The organism is Desulfofundulus thermobenzoicus (assembly GCF_009428905.1).
In the GTDB taxonomy this organism is placed as follows: Bacteria; Bacillota; Desulfotomaculia; order Desulfotomaculales; family Desulfovirgulaceae; genus Desulfofundulus_A; species Desulfofundulus_A thermobenzoicus.
The window spans coordinates 1-25378 of the sequence record NZ_WHYR01000055.1; the positions used below are offsets into that span (position 1 = coordinate 1).

22 protein-coding genes are annotated in these 25378 nt (G+C 50.8%); all 22 read left to right on the forward strand.

The window, feature by feature from the left end; translation table 11 throughout:
• Window positions 1-551 (forward strand): UDP-N-acetylmuramate dehydrogenase (gene murB, locus GFC01_RS15235; protein ID WP_152948025.1); only part of this gene is annotated, 551 nt, incomplete at its 5' end.
• A 17-nt stretch (window positions 552-568) separates the two neighbouring features.
• Window positions 569-1822 (forward strand): UDP-N-acetylglucosamine 1-carboxyvinyltransferase, encoded by a 1254-nt coding sequence (gene murA, locus GFC01_RS15240; protein ID WP_152948026.1) that lies wholly within the window; start codon window positions 569-571, stop codon window positions 1820-1822.
• A gap of 150 nt (window positions 1823-1972) precedes the next feature.
• Entirely contained in the window at window positions 1973-2689 is a 717-nt protein-coding gene (locus GFC01_RS15245; protein ID WP_152948027.1) for a cell division protein FtsQ/DivIB, read from the forward strand.
• Between the two features lie 5 nt (window positions 2690-2694).
• A complete protein-coding gene (locus GFC01_RS15250) occupies window positions 2695-3420 on the forward strand; it encodes a DUF881 domain-containing protein (protein ID WP_152948028.1) in 726 nt (241 codons plus the stop codon).
• Complete coding sequence (locus GFC01_RS15255) at window positions 3420-4127, forward strand: DUF881 domain-containing protein (RefSeq protein ID WP_152948044.1); 708 nt, start codon at window positions 3420-3422, stop codon at window positions 4125-4127. Before GFC01_RS15250 ends, GFC01_RS15255 begins: the two co-directional genes overlap by 1 nt.
• 7 nt (window positions 4128-4134) lie before the next feature.
• Entirely contained in the window at window positions 4135-4476 is a 342-nt protein-coding gene (locus GFC01_RS15260; RefSeq protein ID WP_152948029.1) for a small basic family protein, read from the forward strand.
• 106 nt (window positions 4477-4582) lie between these two features.
• Window positions 4583-5809: a cell division protein FtsA gene (gene ftsA / locus GFC01_RS15265; protein ID WP_194174980.1), complete on the forward strand. Its 1227-nt coding sequence runs from the start codon at window positions 4583-4585 to the stop codon at window positions 5807-5809.
• A 55-nt stretch (window positions 5810-5864) separates the two neighbouring features.
• A complete protein-coding gene (gene ftsZ, locus GFC01_RS15270; RefSeq protein WP_152948031.1) occupies window positions 5865-6917 on the forward strand; it encodes a cell division protein FtsZ in 1053 nt (350 codons plus the stop codon).
• Window positions 6918-7173: 256 nt separating this feature from the next.
• Window positions 7174-8088 carry a sigma-E processing peptidase SpoIIGA gene (locus tag GFC01_RS15275; protein WP_152948032.1) on the forward strand — a complete coding sequence of 305 codons (915 nt, stop codon included), beginning with the start codon at window positions 7174-7176 and terminating at the stop codon, window positions 8086-8088.
• A 23-nt stretch (window positions 8089-8111) separates the two neighbouring features.
• Window positions 8112-8843 (forward strand): RNA polymerase sporulation sigma factor SigE, encoded by a 732-nt coding sequence (gene sigE, locus GFC01_RS15280; RefSeq protein ID WP_152948033.1) that lies wholly within the window; start codon window positions 8112-8114, stop codon window positions 8841-8843.
• Between the two features lie 168 nt (window positions 8844-9011).
• Complete coding sequence (sigG, locus tag GFC01_RS15285) at window positions 9012-9785, forward strand: RNA polymerase sporulation sigma factor SigG (protein ID WP_152948034.1); 774 nt, start codon at window positions 9012-9014, stop codon at window positions 9783-9785.
• A gap of 285 nt (window positions 9786-10070) precedes the next feature.
• Window positions 10071-11057 carry a stage II sporulation protein R gene (spoIIR, locus tag GFC01_RS15290; RefSeq protein WP_152948035.1) on the forward strand — a complete coding sequence of 329 codons (987 nt, stop codon included), beginning with the start codon at window positions 10071-10073 and terminating at the stop codon, window positions 11055-11057.
• Between the two features lie 484 nt (window positions 11058-11541).
• Window positions 11542-12981, forward strand: coding sequence for an FAD-binding oxidoreductase (locus tag GFC01_RS15295; RefSeq protein WP_152948036.1), 1440 nt, complete (start codon window positions 11542-11544; stop codon window positions 12979-12981).
• 1 nt (window position 12982) lies between these two features.
• On the forward strand, window positions 12983-14188 hold the full coding sequence (locus tag GFC01_RS15300) for a (Fe-S)-binding protein (RefSeq protein ID WP_152948037.1): 1206 nt from the start codon (window positions 12983-12985) through the stop codon (window positions 14186-14188).
• A gap of 442 nt (window positions 14189-14630) precedes the next feature.
• Complete coding sequence (locus GFC01_RS15305) at window positions 14631-15758, forward strand: uroporphyrinogen decarboxylase family protein (protein WP_152948038.1); 1128 nt, start codon at window positions 14631-14633, stop codon at window positions 15756-15758.
• A gap of 60 nt (window positions 15759-15818) precedes the next feature.
• Window positions 15819-17123: an MFS transporter gene (locus GFC01_RS15310; RefSeq protein WP_152948039.1), complete on the forward strand. Its 1305-nt coding sequence runs from the start codon at window positions 15819-15821 to the stop codon at window positions 17121-17123.
• A 96-nt stretch (window positions 17124-17219) separates the two neighbouring features.
• Entirely contained in the window at window positions 17220-18956 is a 1737-nt protein-coding gene (gene xsc, locus GFC01_RS15315; protein WP_341474032.1) for a sulfoacetaldehyde acetyltransferase, read from the forward strand.
• Window positions 18957-19274: 318 nt separating this feature from the next.
• On the forward strand, window positions 19275-20045 hold the full coding sequence (locus GFC01_RS15320; protein ID WP_152948040.1) for an electron transfer flavoprotein subunit beta/FixA family protein: 771 nt from the start codon (window positions 19275-19277) through the stop codon (window positions 20043-20045).
• A gap of 174 nt (window positions 20046-20219) precedes the next feature.
• Window positions 20220-21215 (forward strand): electron transfer flavoprotein subunit alpha/FixB family protein, encoded by a 996-nt coding sequence (locus GFC01_RS15325; RefSeq protein ID WP_152948041.1) that lies wholly within the window; start codon window positions 20220-20222, stop codon window positions 21213-21215.
• Window positions 21216-21390: 175 nt separating this feature from the next.
• Window positions 21391-22599 carry an acetate/propionate family kinase gene (locus tag GFC01_RS15330; RefSeq protein ID WP_341474033.1) on the forward strand — a complete coding sequence of 403 codons (1209 nt, stop codon included), beginning with the start codon at window positions 21391-21393 and terminating at the stop codon, window positions 22597-22599.
• Window positions 22600-22698: 99 nt separating this feature from the next.
• Entirely contained in the window at window positions 22699-23364 is a 666-nt protein-coding gene (locus GFC01_RS15335) for a corrinoid protein (RefSeq protein ID WP_152948043.1), read from the forward strand.
• A 111-nt stretch (window positions 23365-23475) separates the two neighbouring features.
• Window positions 23476-25378, forward strand: a 1903-nt coding sequence (locus GFC01_RS15340; protein WP_341474034.1) for an ASKHA domain-containing protein, incomplete at its 3' end; no start/stop codon positions are given.

Sequence of the window (25378 nt, forward strand, 5' to 3'; positions counted from 1 at the left end):
GGCTGGAATTCACAGCCGGTATTCCCGGGACGGTGGGGGGAGCCGTGGTGATGAATGCCGGGGCTTCAGGAGCGGCCATGGACGGCCTGGTACGGGAGATTACGGTTATGGACACCGGTGGAAACCTGTCCCGGCTGCCTGCCTCGGCTCTGGGTTTTGGTTACCGCACCAGCAACCTGCAGCACAGCTCCCTGGTGGTGGTGGAGGTGGTCTGCGAAGGAGTGGCCCGGGACCCCGCCCTGATCCGCGCCGGTATGGTCGAAAAGCTGGCCCTGCGCCGGGCCACCCAGCCCCTGGCCCATCCCAGCGCCGGCAGTGTATTTAAAAACCCTCCCGGCAAAGCCGCCGGCTGGTTGATTGAACAGGCCGGCGGCAAGGGTTTGCAGCAGGGTGACGCCCGGGTTTCCGATGTGCACGCCAATTTTATCGTCAACCTGGGCCGGGCCACGGCCCGGGATGTGGAAGGCCTGATCCGCCGGGTGCGACAGCTGGTATATGAACGTTTCGGGCTTCTTCTCACCCTGGAAATACAGGTTCTCGGCGAGGATTGAGTCGAGAGGTGATACCATTGACCAGGTTTATGATCGTGGGCGGTAATCCCCTGCGGGGCACGCTCCGGGTGAGCGGCAGCAAGAACGCCACCCTGCCCATATTAGCCGCCAGTTTGCTTCACGGAGCGCCCAATATCATCCATGAAGTGCCGGTACTGCAGGATGTGGCCACCATGTGCCATGTGCTGGAATACCTGGGGGCGCGGGTTCACCGGGAAGGTTACACCATCCGGATTGACGCCACCAATATACAATGTCTGGAGGTGGGAGAAAATCTGATGCGCCGCATGCGGGCGTCCAATCTGGTGCTGGGTGCCCTGCTGGGCCGGTTTGGCCGGGTGCGCATTTCATACCCCGGTGGATGTAACATCGGTTCCCGGCCCATGAATCTACATCTCAAGGGCTTAAAAGCCCTGGGAGCGTGTATAGAGGAAAAATTCGGTTATATCAACGTGGAAGCCAGTCAGTTGACCGGTGCGGAAATCCACCTGGATCTGCCCAGCGTGGGGGCTACGGAAAACATCATGATGGCCGCCGTCCTGGCCAAAGGCACCACCATCATCCGGAATGCGGCCCGGGAGCCGGAAATTGTGGACCTGCAAAATTTTTTAAACCGCATGGGTGCCAGGATAAAGGGGGCCGGAACGGACGTTATCCGCATTGAAGGGGTGAAGCACCTGGATTCGGCGGAACACACGGTTATTCCAGACCGCATCGAAGCGGGCACCCATCTGGTGGCGGCGGCTATTACCGGCGGTGACGTGACGATTACCAATGTGATCCCCGAACACTTTGAACCCGTGCTGGCCAAACTGAGGGAAATGGAAGTGGGCGTGGAGGTGGGAGATGATCAGGTGCGGGTTTATGCCCGCGGGCGGCCCCGGGCGGTGGACATAAAAACCCTGCCCTATCCAGGCTTTCCCACCGACATGCAACCCCAGATGATGGCCCTGCTGGCTCTGGCCGAAGGCACATCGGTGATCACGGAAACCATTTTTGAAAACCGTTACAAGCATGTCAGTGAACTGCGGCGGATGGGTGCCGAAATTAAAGTGGAGGGGCAGACGGCCATTGTCAGGGGGGTGGAAAGGTTTACCGGCGCTCCGGTGGAAGCCACGGACCTGCGGGCCGGAGCGGCGCTGGTACTGGCCGGGTTGGCCGCGGAAAACGGAACCATTGTGGAGGGCGTGGAGCATATCGACCGGGGGTATGAGAGATTGGAACAAAAATATGACGCCCTGGGCGCCAGAATCATGAGAGTGCACAATTAATGTGGCTCTTTTTTGGTTTGTGGGTGGACAAGGATTTTGGTTTGCTATAATATTTTGGTATGATAATCCGGTAGCGGAAATAAAGGGTTATTTAGTTCCCAGAGCATCATAGCCGGCCCGTCGGGGACAAAATATTTAGGAGTGGTCAGGTTGGTTAAACCGCGCCCCGGACGGTTTAATCCGGGAGAAAGCATTTTATTTGTGTTTTTGATTTTGTTGACGGCTTTTATTCTCCTGGGTTCCCCCATTTTTGAAATTCATGAGATTACTGTTTCCGGAAATCACTCCCTGCCGGCGGATAAGCTTATTAACCTGTCCGGCATTACCACGGGGACAAATATTTTTAAGGTTAAACTGAAAGAAGCTGCGGGGCGCCTGCGTACCCTCCCGTTGATTAAAGATGTGCGCCTTTACCGGCAACTTCCTTCCCGGGTGGTTATTCAGGTGGAAGAGAGACAACCGGTGGCCCTCATACCCGCGGGGAATGGCTTCGTACAGGTAGACGGGGAAGGGGTTTGCCTGCAGGAAAGCAGTGTAGACGGCAGCTTACCGGTGATCACCGGCCTTGATCCGGGAGAAGCCGTTCCGGGACAGGTGGTTAAGGATGAACGGCTAACCATCGCTCTTAAGGTTGTTCAGCAGCTTCCCGCATCATTGCTGCCAAATCTTTCCGAGGTGCACGTCAGCCGGGAGGGGCTGGTGGTCTTATATACCCTGGGAGGGATAGAATGCCGTCTGGGCACGGGAGATAATTTGCCGGCCAAGATTTCCATGTTGATACAGGTGCTGGATCAGGTGAAAAAGCAAGACCGGCCCGTGGAGTATGTGGACCTGAGCGGTGTGCCGGTGGTCAAGTACCAGCAGTAGGGGGCATGAAGGTGAGGATCCGGGGCTTTTATCTGGCGCTGATGGTGGTGGGTGTGATTATGGGTCTTTTGCTGGCCGTGCAGTTCCGGCTGACCAGGGATATTCAAGAAACCCCGCCGGTAAAACAAACCCAATCCCTGGCCGCTCAGGTCAATGCGTTACGGGAGGAACGGGATACGCTGCAGAAACAGGTCAGGGACCTGCGTGATCAGCTGGACCGGGCTGCGGCCGGGCCAAACCTGGAGTCGATGAAAGAGGAGCTTAACCGGGTGCGTGTCCAGGCCGGGCTGGTGGAGGTGACCGGTCCGGGGGTGGAGGTGACTTTAAACGATAGCAACGTGGAGGTTAAACCGGGGGAAAACCCCAATTTATATGTGTTGCATGATGAAGATGTATTGAAAATTATCAATGAGTTGAAAGCGGCCGGGGCCGAGGCCATGTCCATCAACGGACAGCGGATGCTGGCCACCAGTGAAATCCGCTGTATCGGACCCACCATACTAACCAACCATAACCAGCGGCTGACACCCCCCTTTGTCATTTCGGCCATTGGCAATCCCGATACCATGATCAATGCCCTGCAGATGAGGGGCGGTGTGGTGGAACAGCTGCAATTCTGGGGTATCCAGGTTGGTGTGAAAAAGGTGGCCCAGGTAACGGTGCCGGCCTATACCCCGGGGGTACGCTTTGATTATGCCCGTCCGGTCAAAGAAGGAGGGGAAAAGGGTTGATGCAAAAAGCCACCTATCTTTCCCTGGGACTGGTGGCCCTGGTGCTGGGCCTTTTAGTCACCTTTCAGTTCCGGGTGACCAGGCACATCGAGCAGGGTATACCGGCAGGCCGGGCACAGGAACTGGCCCTGGAGTTGCGTCAACTGGAAAGGGACCGGGCCAAGCTGCAGGTGGAAGCAGCCGATCTGCAGTCCAAATTGGAGCAGGCTAACAAGGGTCAGCAGGAGGCGGCCCGGGCCATAAAGGATGAGATGGATAAAGCCAGGTTGCTGGCCGGTCTGGTGGCCGTGACCGGGCCGGGTGTGGAGGTAACCATGGACAACCCGCCCCAGCAGCGGGAGGGCGGCACGCCGGTCAGTCTTTATGTCATCCGGGACGAGGACCTGTTGCGGGTGGTCAACGAGCTACGGGGGGCCGGGGCGGAAGCCCTTTCCATCAACGGGCAGCGTATTGTGGCCAACAGCGAAATCCGTCTGGCTGCGCCTTTCATCAACGTCAATTTAAGCCGGGTGGCGCCCCCTTATCATATTCTGGCCATCGGCAAGCCCGAGGATCTGCGCAGCGCCCTGGAGATTCCCGGCGGCCTGGTGGAATATCTGCGGGATCTGGGGGTGCAAATCAAGATTCAGACCCACGACCGGCTGATTATCCCCGGATACGGGGGGAAGATGGAATTCCGTTACGCGAAACCTGTGCTGAAAGGATGATATATGAATGTGGGTTGGTATCTGGCTGGCCGTACTGGGTTTGGGGCTGGGGGTGCTGCTGGGATTGAATATACCGTTAGTTTTACCCCAGGCCTATGCCAAATACCTGTCGGTGGCCGCTCTGGCCGCCCTGGACTCGGTTTTCGGCGGTATCCGGGCAGCCATGGAAGATCATTTTGATAATAGCATTTTTATCACCGGATTCTTCAGCAATGCCCTTCTGGCGGCCGGTCTGGCCTTTATCGGTGAACGGTTGGGGATAGATCTTTATCTGGCCGCCGTGGTGGCCTTCGGTGTGCGCCTGTTTCAAAACCTGGCCATTATCCGCCGCCATTTGTTAAAAAAATAAGTCTGGTAAAAAAGGAAAAAAACCGCCCGGTGTTGAAATTCTATTATGCTGTATTTACATTTTTAGTAAACCTGTTTGGTAAACCATGCACAGGGGGTGCCCCGGGTTGACCGGTAAGGGAAAGCATTTTGCCGCCGGGCTGGATATCGGGACGTCCAATATAGTGGTTGCGGTCTTGACGGAAGGAGAGTCTGCGCGGCCGGCCGGGACGGGCTGGTGTGCTTCCCTGGGCATGCGCAAGGGTATTGTCGTTGACGGGGAAGGAGTGGCCCGGTCCATCCGGCGGGCGGTGGAGATGGCCGAGGAAGCCGCCGGGGTAAAAATTACCACCGTATGGGCCGGTTTTTCCGGATACAGTATAAATGTCCTGACCCGGTGGGCCGATATTTCCATTGAACACGGGTGTGTTATTACTGGCGATCATGTCACCAGACTGATGGGCCGCCTGCACCGGGTGGACGTAACACAGGGCCGCCGGGTTTTACAGGTCATTCCGGGAGGATTTTTTGTAGATGGTATTCCTGCTGACGACCAAGGGGTGGGACGGGCGGCGTCCACCCTGGGTGTGGAGGCGCGGATATTAACTGTGGACAGCCAGCTGGTTGACCAGTTGCTGGAGAGCGTCCAACTGGCCGGCCTGCGGGTGGCCGGGATCAGGGTGAACCCCCTGGTGGTTGCCCCGGAGATTTTAAGAACAGTGGAAAGGGAACTGGGGACGGCCCTGGTGGATCTGGGCGGCGGCACTACGGCAATAGCCGTTTTCAACCGGGGGGCGCTGGTGGATATGGCGGTAATACCGGTGGGGGGAGAGCATATTACCAGCGATGTGGCTATTGGAGTGAGAACCACTCTGGAAGCGGCCGAGGAAGTGAAGCGGGAATTGGGTTTGCTTCCCGGGGAGAAGGATGATTATGTGGAGCTACCCGACACGGCCGGAAGGCATTCACGCCCGGTGCCCGTGACCAGGGTGCAGCAAATAATCACATCACGGGTGCAGGAAATTCTGGACCTGGTAAAACAGACCATCAACCGTCTCAAACCCGGGCTGTCCCTGCCGGCCGGGGCGGTGTTAACCGGCGGCGGCGCCCGTTTAAAGGGACTGCCGGATCTGGCGGCCCGTATGTGGAATCTTCCCGTGCGGCCGGTGGCGTTGGAAGAGGGGGATCCCGGGCGGCCCGACTGCCTGGCGGCGTGGGGGCTGGCCAGATCTGTGGCCGGGAAGCCGGCCGGTCAGGAAAATCGGGGGCTGGCCGTGGCTGCGGGAGGTTCCCCGTCGGGAGCCAAAAGCGTACTGGATTTTTTGTCCCATCTGCGCCGGAAATACCCTCACTGACCGGTGCCGACCACTTTTGTTTTCGCTTCTTTAGAAACCGCGAAGGGGGATGGGCATGTTAGATTTTGAAGTGGAAATGAATCAATTTGCCAGCATCAAGGTGATTGGAGTGGGAGGTGGCGGTAACAATGCCGTCAACCGGATGATTGTCGCCGGTTTGAAGGGGGTGGAATTTATCGCCGTCAACACGGATGCCCAGGCCCTGCAACTCTCCCAGACCAATCACAAGATTCAAATCGGGGCCAAGTTGACCAAAGGGCTGGGGGCGGGGGCCAATCCGGAAATTGGTCAAAAGGCCGCCGAAGAGAGTCGGGACGAAATTATCCAGGCGTTAAAGGGAGCGGATATGGTTTTTGTCACCGCCGGCATGGGCGGCGGCACCGGCACGGGGGCGGCTCCCGTGGTGGCCGAAGTGGCCAAGGAGTTGGGGGCCCTGACCGTGGGAGTGGTCACCAAGCCCTTTACCTTCGAGGGGCGCAAGCGGGCCACCCAGGCCGAAATGGGCATCCAGAACCTCAAGGGCAAGGTGGATACGCTGATCACCATTCCCAACGACCGTCTGCTGCAGGTAACGGACAAGCATACTTCGATCATGGAGGCCTTTCGTATAGCCGATGATATTTTGCGCCAGGGCGTCCAGGGTATTTCGGACCTTATTGCCGTACCGGGGCTGATTAACCTGGATTTTGCCGATGTCAAAACTATTATGAAAGAAACCGGCTCCGCCTTGATGGGCATCGGCATGGCCAGCGGAGAAAACAGGGCCGCCGAGGCCGCCCGGATGGCCATTTCCAGCCCCCTGTTGGAAACGTCCATTGAAGGGGCCAGGGGGGTGTTGCTCAATATTACCGGCGGCACTTCCCTGGGGCTATACGAGGTGAACGAGGCGGCGGAGATTATCTTCCAGGCGGCGGACCCGGAGGCCAACATCATTTTTGGGGCGGTTATAGAAGAACATATGGAAGACGAGGTGCGGGTGACAGTTATTGCCACCGGATTCGACCAAAAAGTGGTGAAAAAGGACCGGCCTAAAGGAGAAATGGAGATCAAACCATTTACCAGCCACGACGATCTGGATATCCCCGCCTTTTTACGCCGCCGCAACTAAACTGAAATGAATTGCCCGGGCAAAGAAGCCGGCCGGATGGGGGGCATGGCTTCTTTTTTATTTGGTGCTTTTGTTGACGGGTGAAGGAAAAAAGAGTGAGCAGCCGCCCAAACAGTGACAGATTTTACCGGTCTGGCAGTGTATAATATGGCCAGGCTGTTTTTTGCCCATACATTTGTAAACATGTCATAGATATAACAGTGCGGCCATATGGTGGTAGTGAGGATTACCTGTCCCGGCGGGAGGGGCTTTTGCCGTGCATGTGGTTTATGTGGACCAGGTTCTGGCGGGTAACCTGCTTTTGAATTATGTGCTGTTGCGCACGGCCGGGCGTTTGGGACAGGTGGCGGCCGCCCGGGGGCGCCTGCTGCTGGCGGCGGCCCTGGGCAGCATTTACTCCCTGCTGTGGTTTATGCCGGGTTTTCATCTGCTCTTTAGTTTACCGGTCAAAGTTGTTTTTTCGCTGGTAACGATCCTGATGGCCTTTGGCCCCCTGCCGGCAAGGCGCTTTTTAGCCTGTTATTGTTTTTTCTTCCTGGCTTCTTTTGCCCTGGGGGGTATGTGGCTGGGGTTTGTTTATTTTCTTTCCGCCGCCCCGGGCTACATCCATGGGGTTGGCCATCCTTTCACCGTCATTGATCGTTATTACTACTGGCCTGGTTTGTTTTTGGCCCTGCTGGCCCTGCTGGGGGGTGGCCGCGCCATGGCCTGGCTGGTGCGTACCCGATTGCATCAGAGTTGCCTGCGGGTAACCCTGGTGGTGGAGTTGAACGGCCGTCGGGTGGAGGCCCGGGCGCTGGTGGATACCGGCAACAGCCTGCGGGATCCCCTCACCGGTCATCCAGTGGTGGTAATGGAATATAACGCCCTGAAGGAAGCCTTGCCCGCCGGGGTGCGGGAACTTTTTGAACAGGAAGGCGGGTTGGATTCCTCGGATTTGCTGGCTGCCCTGTCCGCCACCAGTCTGGCTCCCCGCTTTCGCCTGATCCCTTTCCGTTCCCTGGGACGGGAACGGGGCCTCCTGGTTGGCATCCGTCCCGATCGGGTGGAAGTTAAAGACCACAACCATCGTAAGGCGTACAACCGGGTGGTGGTGGGTATATACCGGCGTCCGCTGGACCACCATGGCGGTTATCAAGCGCTCATTCCACCGGATTTGATGAGCGCCTGAAATATGGTTTAAGAGGTGAAAGCATGAGTCTACCCAGGGTTGTCCGGTTCAAGTGGCATTGGCGTCTGCTGGTGCTCCGGCTGATGACGTGGTTGGGCTGCCAGCGGGAGATACATTATGTGGGCAGCAGTGAGGCGTTGCCCCCACCCCTGTCCAATGATGAGGAATCATTTTTGATTAATAAGCTGGAAGCCGGCGATATTGCCGTGCGGACGGTGCTCATTGAACGCAATCTCCGCCTGGTGGTTTACATTGCCCGCAAGTTTGAAAATACCGGCGTGGGTATTGAGGACCTGGTATCCATCGGCACCATCGGGTTGATTAAAGCAGTGAACACCTTTGACCCGGCCAAAAAAATCAAGCTGGCCACCTATGCCTCCCGGTGCATTGAAAACGAAATTCTCATGTACCTGCGCCGGAACAACAAAACCCGGGCCGAGGTGTCCTTTGACGAGCCCCTGAACATCGACTGGGACGGCAATGAATTATTGCTTTCCGACGTTCTGGGGACGGATAATGATATTATTTATAAATATATAGAGGAAGAAGTGGATAAAAAGCTACTCTACATGGCGTTAAACAAACTGAGCGGCCGGGAGCGCCAGATTATGGAACTGCGCTTCGGGCTGAAAAGCGGGGTGGAAAAAACACAGAAAGAAGTGGCCGATATGCTGGGCATATCCCAGTCCTACATCTCCAGGCTGGAAAAAAGGATAATCAAGAGGCTCAAAAAGGAGATTCACCGCATGGAATAATTCCGGCGCTATATCGGCTGGTAAAACTCCTGTCTTTAGCAGGCAGGGTATTTTTGTTCGCCGGGGCGGCTTTTTAACAGCGGGCGGCAAATGTATAAAGGGCATGGGCCGGGGCAATAATGAGACTGCAATCAATAAAAAATACTGGAAAGAGGTGGCCGGTCTTCCATGCTCGTAAACAAGGTGGAGATCTGCGGTGTGAATACATCCAAGCTTCCGGTTCTTACCGGAAGCCAGATGCGCCAGTTGTTCGAAGCCATGCACAAGGGAGATCCGGAAGCCCGCAGCCGGTTGATTTACGGTAACCTCCGCCTGGTTTTAAGTGTAATCCAGCGCTTTACCAACCGGGGGGAATATGTGGACGATCTCTTCCAGGTTGGTTGCATCGGACTGATGAAGGCCATCGATAACTTCGACCTCTCCCAGAACGTCAAATTTTCCACGTACGCCGTCCCCATGATCATCGGTGAAATCCGCCGTTACCTGCGGGACAACAATCCCATCAGGGTGAGCCGCTCCTTAAGGGACGTGGCCTATAAGGCCTTACAGGTACGGGACAGCCTGGTGAACAGGTTGTCCCGGGAACCGTCCATCAATGAAATTGCCAGTGAGTTGAAAATGCCCCGGGAGGAGATTGTCTTCGCCCTGGACGCCATCCAGGAGCCCATTTCCCTTTTTGAACCCATCTACCATGACGGCGGCGACCCCATTTTCGTCATGGATCAGATTAGCGATGAAAAAAACCACGATCAAAACTGGCTGGAGGACATTGCCATCCGGGACGCGTTGCGCCGGCTTTCCGAACGGGAAAAGCTGATCCTGACCCTGCGCTTTTACGAAGGAAAAACACAAATGGAAGTGGCCGAGGAGATCGGCATTTCCCAGGCTCAGGTATCCCGGCTGGAAAAGGCGGCCTTAAACCACATGCGCAAGTACCTGTAACTGCAATTGCGCTTTTTCCCCAACCCCCTCGTATGGCTCAAAACCCAAGAACCATAAGCCGGTTTCCTGGAGGAAGCCGGCAATTTTGTTTTCTGCAACCGGTAGGCCGTTTATGGTAGCTGTTCATTAAAACCGGTGCAGGCATGGCCAGGCACTCAAAGAAAGTTTTTAATTGGTTTTCGCCCGTTCCCGTTTCCTTTTGTTTAAGCCGTCGAAATAAGGGCAACACTAGAAGTAGAACGCATATTTTCGCAGTATATGTCAGTGGCGGAGGAACGGGTTGTTATGAGTGGAAAATGGCGGATTGGTTGGGGAATAACAGTTGCAGTCCTGCTGGCAGCCGTTCTGCTGGCCGGCTGGGGCTGGAACCGGGCGGCGGCTGTCAATCCTTACCGCCCCCAACAGCTGATTCGCTTTCACGTAATTGCCAACAGTGACTCGGCAGAAGATCAAGCGCTGAAATACCGGGTACGGGATGCCATTGTCCGGGCCATGACGCCCCTTTTTAAAGAGGCCGCCAGCATTGATCAGGCCAGGGAAATCGTCCGGGCCAATCTGGGTTATATGCGGCAGCTGGCTGAAGGGGAAATCCGGGCCGCCGGCAGGGATTATCCCGTGGCCGTTTACCTGGGACACTACCAGTTTCCGGCTAAAACCTACCATTTGGCGGCGGCCGGCAATCCGGGGGAAAGCACCGACCTGACCCTCCCCGCCGGCGAATATGAAGCGGTGCGGGTGGTTATCGGCCGGGGGGCCGGGGCCAACTGGTGGTGCGTCCTTTTTCCGCCCCTGTGCTTTGTGGATTTGGAAAGCACGGATTTAAACAGTGCGCCCGCCACCTCCGGTGCAGTACGTTTATCTGGGAAAGGGGAAGCCGCAAATGCCCGGGAAAGGGTGCGGGAATCCATTCCTGCCGTCACGGAGGCCGCAGGTGGGGGGAAAGGTAGCGATACAAAGACGCCGTCCATGAAAGAAGGCAAGGAAGTCCCAATGCCTTCCCCAGAGCCGTCCGCAAAGGTTAAGGATCCTTCAGAGGCCCGGCCGGCCTTTAAATGGATCCCCACTCCGGCCATGGTTACCCTGGCTCCCGCCCGCCGGCCCGGTGACGGTGTTGCCCTGGTGGCCTCCGCTCCCGGGAGTACACCGGTGGAATTGCGCCTGCGCCTGTTGGATCTTTTACGCAGCTTGTGCAACTGGTACTCACTCGACATTGAAAGGCAATTTACCCCTCCCTCCCTTGCGCCCCAAGGGGTTAGAGGCGCAAAAGGGTGACGCAACACTTTTTATATATCCTGTATATGGTATTGTGGTCAGAATCTGAGCCATTAGCGGCGGCCTAATTCCCAGCAGCCAGATCAAGTAACGGGTATCTCCCCTATTAGAAGGAAATTCCGAACGATTTAAACCGAAAAAGGGAGTTAACAGCTCCAGAGTATGTAACATGATGTAACAATGAAAAATGTGTATCATATTTTAACATATTACATAAATTCTTATACCGCCCTCGGTGGCGCATTTATAGTGTTTCAAAATGTAACATATTTCACAAGGAGTAAAATGATAATTAAGCAGCATGGATTATGTAATGTAATGATTCTCACAGGTGAAAGTGTCTGAAAGCTTCTGGCATGGTACTTGCTCCTAATACCATGGAAAATTGAAGGGAGGAATTACGAGAAAAAATTGTTTCCAAAACATGCATAGATACAAATAGTTTGATTTAAAGTGAAATAATTATAATTAAGGAGGGTTAACCTTGAAGCATGAAGTGGTTTTAAAAGATTTAAAAGACATTGTAGGTGATGAATGGGCGACAGATGATGAAGCTACACTAGTGCCATATTCGTATGATATTGGTGGATTATCTACTCCTTCCCACCCTGCCGGTAGGGGAGAGTTTGTGGTTATGCCACAAACTGTAGAACAAGTGCAGGAAATCATAAAACTGGCCAATGCGGAAAAAGTACCTGTCACACCCATAGTTTACGGTTCAAATATGGGTGGGGTTGCAATACCTTTGGAAGGGGGAATTGTACTCGACCTCCACAGGATGAATAAAATTATTGAAATAAATGAAAAAGACAACTATGCAGTTGTGGAACCAGGTGTTTCCATGGGCATGCTTGAACGAGAATTACGATTAAGGGGCTACTGGTTCCCGTTGCCTATGTCCCCACCGAATGCATCATCAGTGGTAGCTAACCTTCTGCTTTGCGGTATTGGCCATTTTGCCTCGAAAATTGGATGTCAGTCAGACTTAATAAACGGGGTGGAAGTTGTTTTGCCAACAGGCGAATTGGCAAGGGGTGGCTCATGCGCCTTTTCGGAACACTGGCATTCTCGCTACCCGATTCCAGATATAATCGGTCTTTTTGTAGGTTGGCAGGGCATGACGGGCGTAGTTACCAAAATGGGTATCCCGATTTTTAAACGTCCCCCTTATCAAATGTCTGTCGGCTTTGGGTTTGATGACTATACTGAGGCCATTATAAACTGCATGATTCCCTTCCAGGAAAGAGATATCGCTCATGACGTTAGTGCTGCAACATGGAGCTTCCACAATATCCAGAAATTCAAGCATCCTATGCCCGAGAGACCAAAAGATGAACCCCTTATGTACGTCTATATGAGCTTATGTGGGTTCACTGAAGAGGAATTAAAGCTAAAGAAAAAAATGCTCGATGATTTTTTAAATGAGCAAAAGCGAGCTGGTCTCTTTAAAACGTATAAAGATGTTCCGCCTTCCCCGGATTTAACTGAGATTATCCGTAATATTCCTAACCCACGTTCGTTTAAGTTTTCTGATTTCAAACGGGGCGGTGGTGCCTGGGTAGGCTCAATCACTCCGGCATCCCAATGGCCCATAGCACTTCCAAAACTAGATGCGATCATGATTAGATATAATGTCCCACCTTCAACCAGATGTACACTTCTTAAAGGCAGCCATCAGGGAATGTTCCGTTGCCGTTGGGGATACGACAGCGGTAACTGGGATGAGATACAGCGTATGCTTGAAATGAGTAAGGAATTGTTAAAGGTTATTATGGAACACGGTGGATTAATGTATAAGGCACCGGTTTGGGGTGCTGAAATGATGCTTAGTGCCGCACATCCGGGATATAAAGAACTACTCCGCCGTATCAAGAAAATGCTTGACCCGAATAATATTATGAATCCGGGAAGGTGGGGAATGTAGTATGGCAATTACTTTGAATAAGGATATCGTGAAAAAAACGATTAATGACCTAAAAGAAGATGTTTACCGTTGTTCCTTTGACTGTTTCAACTGTACGATTTTTTCGCCGGAGTATTTACCGGCTTGTCCAGCATATGAAAGATACGGCTTTTACACATACGCAAGTAGGGGAAGAGCCGGTATGATTGAGGCTTATCTTGCCGGTAAGATACCTATGTCACAGCGAATAGCGGAAATAATGTTTTCCTGCTCTATGTGCGGAGCGTGCCGGGTTTGTTGTCAACAGGACTGGAAGGATTACAACCTTGAAGCATTTTTGGCAATGCGGGAAGAAATTGTCGAAATGGGTTTTGCACCGGCGAAACTCAGAGATTCGCTGAAGAGTATTCAGAAATACGGTAATCCTTATGGGGTGTCCGGTGATAAAAGAGGTGAGTGGGCAGAAGGATCTGGTGTAGAAAAATATTCCGGCCAGGAATACTTGTTGTATGTTGGCGACGAATGCTCGTTTGATATTGTTGGTCAGAAGATGGCTAAATATGTGGTCAAGGTGCTGCAGAAAGGGGGTGTATCCTTTGGTATCCTTGGCGAAAAAGAAATCTCCGATGGTCATGAGGTTAAGCTATCTGGAGAGTCTGGGCTCTATGAGTACCTGGTGGAAAAAAACATTGAAATTTTTAATGAACATGGGGTAAAAAAAGTAGTAACCCTCTCGCCGCACTCCTACAATGCCATGAAAAACGACTATCCTGAGTACGGCGCAAAGTTTGAAGTTATTCACTATACTACCATTTTGAAGGATCTTATTGATGGAGGTTTACTAAAACCTGTTAGCACTATTAAAGCAAAAATTGCTTACCATGATCCTTGTTACCTCGGTCGTTTCAATGATGATTATGATGTTCCACGAGAAGTTTTGAAAAAAATACCTGGCATAGAACTGGTTGGCCTACCAAGAGAACGCGACAAATCTTTTTGTTGTGGTGGCGGTGGTGCCAATAGCTACACAGATCTGTTAAGTGGTGGCAACAATGCGCCTAGTCGAATAAGAATTAGAGAAATCAGGGATAGTGGAGCAGATATTGTGGCGGTAGCTTGCCCCGTATGTGCGATAATGCTTGATGATGCAGTCAAAGCTGAATCTCTTGAAGATAAGTTGGCGGTTAAGGATATAGCAGAATTAATATTATCAAGCATAAATGAATAAAGGCAAAAAGTGGTGGGGGAGTTGTTAAAATACTCTTCCCGCCACTGCATAAACTATTTGACTATGGGATTTAACTGAGGAAAAGGGCGAAGACTGTTTCGAAGGCATAGATATCAATAGTTGGTAAAGAGTTTTGGTAGATGATTTGCTAAAAAGCGTGCTTAGACCAAGGTCACGTCAAAGTTATCTTTCGTTACCATTTATGGCGGGACGGATAATGCTAGGCCCTATATGTTGTGGACGAAAAGAGACTTTGATGTAACCGTGGTGTATAGACTTTGAACAGAGTTTTATGTTTGGCATTTTCGGTTCACTTGAGAGATTGAATTACAACTGTAATCTGAGGTTATTGGAATATATAACAAGTTATGAGCTCATTGTACGATTTAATCGTTAAAAGAAAAAGGTAATTACGTAAATATTAGGGAGGTGCTATGGTTGGGTGAGTAAGCAACTATTATTAGATGTAATGTGGAATCACTTCCATAATGCCTTCTATAGTTTTAGTGAGGGCAAACAGCTCTTATTAAGTACCATGATGATGCCTGTTAAATCTGAGCGCAGGACAGTATCCTTAATTGGAGGTGGCGCCTGGACGTTAAAACAAGGTGGAACTAATTTTAGGGATATGGCTGAAACGTTAATTAATGAACCTAATGCATTGAGCAAAATTGTCGTTGAAATTGCCCAGCAACTAGGGGAAGGTAATGTATACATAGGAGCTGGCTATAATAACGTACTTCCAGCAGTAGTTAGGGGAGTTAAGTTGATCTATGTAGGTGAATTTTCTCCCTATTTGCCCGATAGCGATTATGAACAAACTGATAAGTTTATTAAGGAGTGCGACAGGATTAATCTTAAGAGGATCTGGGAAGATCCAGTCTTGTGTGCATTCCCCGTGATTGCTGCCCAAGTAAGGAAGTTCTTAAAGGAAACTCATGTCATTGCACCACTTACTTGGGGACCATTTACACTGGCTGGGCAGATTATCGGGGTTGAGAACTTTGTTCGCAAAATGGTAAAAGATCCGGCAGCGGCAAAGGCAGTGATAGAATTGGCTATTAATGCGGTGTGGGAGTATTATCGTCCCTTTGTTGAAGGTGGGTTAGTGGATATAATTTATCTTCCTGAACCTACTGCCTCAGGCGATATGATATCTCCACGGATGTTAGAGAAATTTGCTGTTCCGGCAATGGACAAGTGTCTGGAACTATACCATAAACAGGGGATACCAACTTTGGTTCATATCTGCGGGAATTTAAGCAAGGAGCATTTAAGGCTTTTAAATGAAATGGTAAATATGGATGTTCTTAGTGTGGATAGTAAGGTTTCGATGGCCCTTGCGAGATCTGTTTTGACAAGAAAGTGTATTATGGGAAATGTTGATGTCTTAAGGCTAGAGCGGAGTGATGTGAATGAAGTAGTCGATATATTGAAGCAATTGATGTCTATTATGGAGGGACATGAGAGATTTGTCGTGGCGCCGTCATGCGATTTACCTCCAAATACACCATTTGCAAATGTTAAGGCTATGTTCGAGTTTGTACGTAATTACAGATTGAATAATTGATTATAAAGTTTTTCTCTGTGACCATGATAGTTGTTATTTAATTCGTTAGGAGGGATATGAATGGGTATTGATACATCTACTGGTCAGTTTAGTCCTCAAAAGTTCGAATCAGAAAGTGAACGTATTACACCATATCAATGGAAGGTTTTATCAGCTGTTGTATTTGCATATTTATTTGATGGTCTTGATTCAATGCTTTTCTCGCTTACGCTTGCTATGATTATGAAGGAATTCGCAATAGGAAAGGATATAGCTGGTCTGATTGCAACAATATTTATTGGTGGCCAAATTACAGGTGGTATGTTTGTGGGACTGTTAGGTGATTTACTTGGGAGAAAAGGATCTTTGATATTTGCCATTTTTGTTTATAGTATTGGTACATTACTATGTGCAATCGCTCCAAGTTGGGGTTGGCTGGCTTTATTTCGTGCCGTGACTGGATTTGGTGCTGTTGGTGCTCAGGCGCCGATGGCAAGTCTTATTGCGGAAACATGGCCTGCTCGTCATAGATCAAAGTGTGCGAGCATGATGATGTGTATGTGGGGTATAGCGGCTTGTATTGGTGCTCTTATAGTTTGGTTATTTGTTCCTCGTTGGGGTTGGAGGTCTGTTTATCTGATCGGTGGTTTGAGTGGATTATTAATGGCCATACCTTATGTATATTTCACTATTAAAGAAACAGCACGCTTCCAGGATGTTGCTGAAAAGAGACGCAAAGCAAAAGAAGAGGGGCGTGGAGTTCTATCTGATATTGCTGATTTTCTTAGAGTCCCTAAATGGCGAAGAAATTGGTTGATTGGTTTGGCGGCACCTATGGCCCAGTTAACAACTTTATGGGCTTTCCTGACATTGGTTCCTGCTTATGTTATGGTTGAGAAAGGCTATTCAGTTTCTAAAGGTATGACCTGGTTTTTAGTTACTAATATTGTAGGTACGTTTGGTTTCCTATTATGGGGTCCTTTTGCTGATTGGAAGGGTAGACGATCTGCATTTGCTGCCTGGGCTTTGATTGCCGCCGTATGCATGCCTCTGAGCTTGCTATGGGCTCCGAACCTTGCGTGGTTTTGGATTCTGTCATCAATGACTATTTTCGGTATATATGGTACCTATAGTGGGATTATGACTTATTTGCCTGAATTGTTTCCAACTAAGATGCGTAGCACTGCAGTTGGAGTAACAAACCAAAGTGGTCGATTGTTGAGTGCATTTGCTCCCTGGTTAGTCGGGATGCTGTCGATGAAAATAGGTACCGGTCTGGCAGTATCGTTAACGGCTGTGGTCTGGATATTTGTTCTATGGGCGGCTGCTGTTGGTCCCGAAACTAAAGGTAAGTCTTTAGAGGAATTAACCGGCGAAGAATCTTAGCTGTGTAGTGTTGTCATGTTATTTGGTATGCTTGAATTGATGTTAAATAATACTTGAATGATTTAAAATCATATATTAGTTGAGGGGGTTAATGTAGTGGTAAAAGTTAAAATGACGCCAAGTGAAGCTATTGTTGAAACATTGCTGGCTGAAGGGGTTGATCATGTAACTGGGATAGTTGGTTCAGCCTTTATGGATATGCTGGACCTTTTCCCTACGGCGGGTATTAAATTCATACCCGTTCGTCATGAACAAACTGCTGCACATATGGAAGATGCATATACTCGAGTAACTGGTAGGTGCGGAGTATGTGTAGGGCAAAATGGACCTGGAATAACAAATATGGTAACATCTGTGGCCGCTGCTAACATGGCACATACTCCTCTAGTTGTTATTTCACCTTCTGCTGGAACTCCAACCATTGGGTGGGACGGCTTCCAGGAATGTGATCAAGTTTCTGTTTTTAAAGCTATTACTAAAGCAACAGTACGTGTTCCTCATCCGCAGAGAGCTGCTGATTGTTTACGAACAGCATTCCGGATTGCTTATGCAGAACGCGGAGCAGTACTTTATGACATTCCGCGTGATTATTTCTACGGTGAGTGTGAAGATCGCATCCTCCAGCCACATCAGTATCGTGTTGACAAACGGGGGTATGGTGATCCTGGGTCTTTGGACAATGCAGTGGAAATCCTTGTAGGGGCTAAATGTCCTGTTATTATATCCGGGAGGGGTGTAGTTGATTCCGGAGCTGTTACGGTAGTGACAAAAATTGCAGAAAAACTGACGGCACCGGTGGCCACAAGTTATTTGCATAATGATGCGTTTCCTGCCGACCACGATCTTTGGGTGGGACCAATTGGTTACATGGGATCAAAAGCCGCAATGTATAGTTTAGCCGAGGCCGATGTAATACTTGCTATAGGAACCAGGTTGTCAGTGTTCGGTACTCTCCCTCAATATGACATAAATTATTTCCCTGAAGAAGCTAAAATAATCCAAATCGATATAAATCCCAGGCACATAGCTAGGACTCACCCGATTGAGGTAGGCATTATCGGTGACGCTAAGGCTGCCAGTGTTGAAATTCTGAAACGTCTTGAAGCTAAGATTCCCGACAAAGTTGTTGATCAAGAAAGATTAGCCAAAATTAAGGCTCGCAGGAAAAACTGGGAGGATGAAATATTGCGTGAAGCTATGGTGGATGGGAACCCCATGAACCCACGCAGGGCCTTACTGGAAATTGCCAAAGTGTTGCCAAAGAATGCTATCGTTGCAACGGATATCGGCAATGTGGCATCTATAGCCAATAGTTATCTTAAATTTACGGGAGATGGCATGCACATAGCAGCTCTGACTTTCGGTAATACTGGTTTTGCATATCCAGCTGCCCTTGGAGCTCAGCTTGGAAAACCGGATGCTCCGGTGTTTGCTATTGTGGGCGATGGTGCTTGGGGTATGAGCTTGCATGAAGTGAGTACGGCCGTTGAACATAATCTGCCGGTTATAGCATGCGTATTTAGGAATATGGCTTGGGCTGCTGAAAAGAAAAACCAGGTGGACTTCTACAACTGCCGTTTCTACGGCGTAGATATACCAAATCCTGTAAGTTTTATTCCCGTGGCAAAGGCAATGGGTGCTGAAGGCATAAGAATAGAGAACCCAAATGATATTTGGTGTGCTATAGAAGACGCGATCATTTCACGTAAACCTACCGTGCTTGAGTTTGTAGTAGACGGTTCTCAATTGGCTCCTCCATTTAGAAAAGACGCTCTAAAACTGCCCGTGCGCTTGTTGGAAAAATATAAATCATTGGATTATAGAAATTGGTAAGATGTAAAGATAGTTGCATGTTATTAGGTGGGTAAATTACGTTGATCTTAAAATTTGGTATAACGTATGCTCATATGTTAAAGTGCTATTAAAAGTGCTATTAATAGAAGTGATGTGGTTATATTGCAAGTGCATGTAACAGTGCAACATCAGGCAAGGCTGCCTAAATAACTTTCGAAATCTATATTTGAAAGTTAATGATGGTAGCCTTGCGTGATGTAAGTTTTTTAAGATAAATGTCCGTGTTGTGCTATTCTAAACTGGCATTATTTATTCTCACTCAAATTATGATGGGTGAACATTTCAGGGGTGGTAAAAATGAAAGTAGTTGTGTTGATTAAACAGACTTTTGACACCGAAGCCAAAATCACCCTCGATGTGCAGGGCAAGATTAACAAAGAAGGGGTCAGCCTGATCATGAACCCCTACGACGAATTTGCCGTGGAAGAAGCCCTACGTATCAAGGAAAAAAACAAAGGAGAAGTAACCGTTGTCAGCATGGGCGAGGAAAAGGCCCAGGACGTCCTTCGCCAGGCTCTGGCCATGGGCGTCGATAAGGCGGTGCTGATCAATCCCGCACTGGAAGAAATTGATGAATATACAACGGCCACCATTCTGGCCAGGGCCGTTGCCGGGATGGAATATGACTTGATCCTATGCGGTTGGCGGGCCATCGACGACGGCTCGGCCCAGGTGGCCGGCCGGGTGGCCGAAATCCTGGGCCTCCCCATGGTCAACATGGTCACCAAACTGGAAGTTAACGACGGTAAGGCCCTGGCCACCAGGGAAATAGAAGGGGGCAGCGAAGTGGTGGAAGTGCCCCTGCCGGCGGTGATCACCGCCCAGAAGGGCCTGAACGAACCCCGCTACCCATCCATGAAAGGGATTATGCAGGCCAAGAAAAAACCCATGAACAAACTGGGCCTGCGTGATTTGGGCCTGGACGAAAGCCAGGTGGCACCGAAAGTACGGGCACTGAGCTACTTTTTACCCTCCCCCCGGGCGGCCGGGAAAATCATCCCCGGCGAACCGCCGGAAGCGGCGGCGGCCCTGGTAAAGGCGCTGCGGGAAGAAGCCAGGATCATTTAAAGCGCAATCAAAAACACTAGCTGCGCCTGGTGGCTTAGGAGTGAGAGATGGGAGGGTGGTACGGCCCCGGGACGGCATTTTGATATTTCTAACCCCTCTTCTCCTTTCTCCCCTTTTACCTTGGGCCGGGTTAGGCCCGGCCCAACGACTTTTTAACCATGGGAGGGTTAAAAAATGGCAAAAGGAATCTGGGTATACGCCGAACAAAAGAATGGTCAACTGAAAAAAGTATCCCTGGAAATACTGGGTGCCGGCCGCCGGCTGGCCGATCAGCTGGGTGAAGAACTCTGCGCCGTATTGATTGGCAAAGAAGTAGCCGGACTGGCCGGTACCCTGGCGGAGTACGGCGCCGATAAAATATATGTGGCGGAAAATGACGCCCTGGAAAACTACACCAACGACGGCTACAGCCAGGTGCTGGCCGGCCTGGCCGAAGAATACCAGCCCATGGCCATCCTCCTGGGCTACACCGTTTTGGGCCGGGATCTGGCCGCCCGGGTGGCCCAGCGACTGGGGACGGGCCTGTGCACCGACTGCACCGGTGTGGACCTGGAGGACGGCCAGATAATCTTTACCCGGCCCATATACGCCGGCAAAGCCTTTGTGCGGGCGGCCTGTCCCGAGGCGCGGCCCATCTGTGCCACCTTCCGGCCCAACGTTCTCACGGCGGCCCAGCCCCAGCCCGGCCGGGCGGCGGAAGTGGTCATGGTGGACGCCCGGCCGAAAGACATCCGGCAAATCATCAAAGAAGTGGTCTGCCAGGTTAGCAGCCGCCCCGAACTCACCGAAGCCGACATCATCGTCTCCGGCGGCCGGGGCATGAAATCAGCTGAAAACTTTAAGATTCTGGAAGAATTGGCCGACGTGCTGGGAGCGGCGGTGGGCGCCTCCCGGGCGGCGGTGGACGCCGGCTACGCCCCCCACAGCATGCAGGTGGGGCAGACGGGCAAAACCGTTTCCCCCGTACTCTACATTGCCTGCGGCATTTCGGGGGCCATCCAGCACCTGGCCGGCATGGGTTCATCCAAGGTGATTGTGGCCATCAACAAAGACCCGGAAGCTAATATCTTCAAGGTGGCCGACTACGGCATCGTCGGGGACCTCTTTGAAGTGGTGCCCCTTTTAACCCGGGAGTTTAAAAAACTGTTAGGTGATAAAGCATCCTGCTGATTCGCGGTCAATTGCGGGTAAAATTCTCATTTAGTGATGGCTATGGGAATGGTTGATGTGATAATTCTTGTATAAAATTTTATGGGACCGCATGTTATCCATCCCTAATATGTTATAGTATGGAAATCTGAAATCAGCTTATTTGAGTGCTACTTGTTATGTGGAGTGAATGCTAGTGAAAGTGCTGGTATTAAACTGCGGAAGCTCTTCTGTAAAATATGCTATTTTTGATGATGGTGCAGATAAGGTATTGGCTGATGGAATTGTTGAGCGAATAGGTGGTTTTAAATCAAAGCTTAAGCATAGGTTTGGAGGAGGTGCAATATTAGAGCAGGAACGTGTTGTTCCGAATCATGAGGAAGCATTAAAAATAATTATTGATTTATTAATTAATGGTACTATAAAAAATATTAGCGAAATTAGTGCCGTTGGGCACCGTATTGTGCACGGAGGAGAAAAAATTAACCGTCCTGTTGCAATAGATGGTAAAGTGCTAAAGTTACTTAATGAATGTGCAGAGCTTGCGCCGCTGCATATGCCCCATAATATTTTAGGTATAAATGTTTGTCAGAGGATATTAAGGCACGCAGTGCAGGTAGCTGTTTTTGATACTGATTTTCACCAAACCATTCCTGATTATGCATATATATATCCCATTCCATATGAGTACTATGAAAAATATAAAGTTCGTAAATATGGGTTTCATGGTATCTCTCACAAATATGTGGCTAAAAGAGCAGCAGAAATCTTGAATGTGAACATAGAGGAATTAAAAATTATTTCGTGTCACTTAGGTAATGGTGCTAGTTTGTGTGCTATTAAGAATGGAAAATCGCTTGATACAACTATGGGTTTTACTCCACTGGCGGGTTTAATGATGGGTACTCGTTGCGGCGATATTGATCCGGCAGTAGTTCTATATTTGATGGAGAAAGAAGGAACGTGTTTAGATGAGATTGCCAGGATTTTAAATGAAAGAAGCGGCGTGTTGGGAATATCCGGTCTGTCAAGCGATTTCAGGGATCTTGAAAAAGCGGCGGAAAAGGGCTCCGATAAAGCTTTATTGGCTTTGGAAATGTTCATTTACAGAGTGGCCAAGGGAATTGGATCTTTTATTCCAGTACTGGGCGGATTAGACGTTCTTATATTTACTGCAGGTGTTGGTGAAAATTCTTCGACTATCCGCAGCAGGGTTTGTAAAATGTTACAATGTTTGGGTATCGAATTGGATGAGCATTTAAATCTGGAAAAAAGAGGTATAGAAGGTATAATTTCAACCCCTGCATCTGACGTAAAAGTGATTGTGATCCCCACTGACGAGGAAAAATTGATAGCAAAAGAAACCATTAAGGTGGCGGAGGAGGTATTCACATTAGTAAATTAAAATACTGGTATTAGATATAGTTGTTATTTGCTGCATTGTTTAGTAGTGGAGCAAATATTATCCCCTTAATTAATTAAAATATGAAAGGAGTATGCGATAATGACACCGGAAAGGGAAAAGGAAATTCTGGAGAGGTTGGCCGAGGCCGTACTGAATTATGATGAGGACGCTGTGCGCCAGCTGGCTCAGGAGGCATTGGATGAAGGCATGGACGCAAACAAAGCCGTTTTTGATGGTATGGTGGAAGGAATGAAGAAGGCGGGCGACCTGTATGAGCAGCAGGAGTACTTCGTCCCCGAGCTTCTCATGTGTGCCGATGCTATGTACGCCGGTTTGGAAATACTCCGCCCTCATATGCAGTCAAAGAAGGATGGTAATAAAGTTAAAGGCCAGGTGGTTATGGGAGTAGTGCAGGGGGACGTACACGACATCGGTAAAAACCTGGTGAAGATCATGTTTGAGGCGGCCGGCTTCGAGGTGCACGACCTGGGGAAAGACGTACCCCTGGAGAAATTTGTGGAAGAGCAGCTGAAAACCGACTCGGAAATTGTGGCCCTGTCCGCCATGATGACCACCACCATGGTGGGCATGAAAGACATTATCAAGGCCATCAAGGAGAAGAATCCCAAGGCACGCATCATGATTGGCGGCGCCCCGGTGACCGATGAAATCGCCGACCGCTTTGGCGCCGACGGCTATGCCAAGGATGCCAGCAACGCCCTGAAGGAAGCCATCGATATGATTGCCTCTTTAAGAGATATGTAAACGGATTGGTTATTTGGCCACTGAAAGCCGGTGGCCCCCTGTGGTTCCCTTCGCTTTAGAAGATGTGGCAGCAAAGGAAGCTAGAGTGTTGTGGGGGAGGATAGAGTAAAAGTGCAACATCAGGTGATATTCCAGCCCTCCGGCCGGCGGGGAAAAGTGGAACACGGATTAACCCTTTTGGAGGCGGCCCGGGAACTGGGTGTGGATATTGAGAGTGTTTGCGGTGGTGTCAAGGTATGCGGTAAATGTAAAGTGAAGATTGAAGAAGGCTTTTTTGAAAAATTCGGCATTGAGTCCTATATGAATCACCTGTCCGCCCTGCAGGAGGAAGAAAAGGAATTCCTGACCGAGGCGGAGATGGCGGACAATTACCGCTTGGCCTGCTGCTGCGAAGTGCTGGGCGACGTGCTGGTCTTTGTACCTGAGGAGAGCCGGGGCGCCAAGCAGGTGGTGCTGGAAACCGGTAAGGAGCGCCACTATAAACTGGACCCGGCCGTGCGCAAGTATTACGTGGAAATGGCAGCGGCCACCCTGGAAGACCACCGGGGGGACTACGAACGGCTGCGGGAGGCCCTGCACGAGAAATACGACCTGCCTGCGGATCTGGAAATAGACTACTATGTGCTGCGGGACCTGCCCGGCGTGGTGCGGGAAGGGCAGTGGAAAGTAACCGTCACCGTGTGGAACAACCGGGAAATCATCCGCGTGGAACCCGGCCTTAAGGAGACCCTCATCGGCCTGGCTGTGGATATCGGCACCACCACCGTGGCCGCCTACCTGTGTGACCTGCGCAGCGGTGAGGTGCTGGTGGTGGACTCCATGATGAACCCCCAGGTGCGCTACGGGGAAGATGTGCTCTCCCGCATCACCTACTCCATGATGAATGACGACGGCCTGGAAAAAATGCATAAAGCCATCGTGGAAGGGTTGAACACCCTGGCCCAGCGCATGACCGAAAAGATCGGCCTTTCACCGGCCGACATTGCCGACATGACCCTGGTTTTCAACACGGCCATGCAGCACATCGCCCTGTGCATCGATCCCAAATTCCTGGGCCGTTCCCCCTTTGCCCCGGGAACCAAATCCTCCCGGAACATCAAGGCCCGGGACCTGGGTATCAATATCTGCCGGGCGGCCATGGTGCATACCCTGCCGGTGGAATCGGGATTTGTGGGTCCGGACAACGTGGCCGTGCTCATCGCTGAAGAACCCTACCGGGAAAAGGAAAAAATCCGCCTGGTCATTGACATCGGCACCAACGGGGAAATTGACCTGGGCAATGAAAAGCGCCTTTTGTGTACCTCCTGTGCCACCGGCCCGGCGCTGGAAGGGGCGCAGATTAAATTTGGTATGCGTGCTGCTCCGGGAGCCATTGAAAAAATACGCATCAATCCCGAAACCCTGGATGTTACCTACAAGGTTATCGGCCAGGAGCAGTGGTACCCGGAAATTAAGAAAACCGAGGCCAAGGGGATCTGCGGTTCCGGCATCATCGATATTATGGCCCAGCTCTTCCTTTCCGGGGTGATCAATAAGAGCGGCCGCTTTAACATGAAAATTGACCATCCCCGGGTGAGAAAGGGTGAAGACGGCAAGCCGGAATTTGTGGTGGCCTGGGCCGAGGAAACCTCCATCGGTAAAGATATCACCTTCACCCAGGGTGACGTGCGGGCGGTGCAACTGGCCAAGGCGGCCCTGTATGTGGGCGCCCGGTACCTGATGGAAAAATTGGGCGTGGATAAAGTGGACAGCGTGACCCTGGCCGGGGCCTTCGGCAGTTATATCGACCGGGAAAGCGCCATGGTCATCGGCATGTTCCCGGACTGCGCCCTGGAAGACGTGGTGGCCGTGGGTAACGCCGCCGGCGACGGCGCCAAACTGGCCCTGCTGGATGTGGGTAAGCGGGAAGAGGCGGCCTGGATTGCCCGGCAGGTGGAGTTTGTGGAAACGGCCATTGAACCGGACTTTCAGAACCGCTTTGCCGCGGCCATGGCCCTGCCCCATTCCACCGACA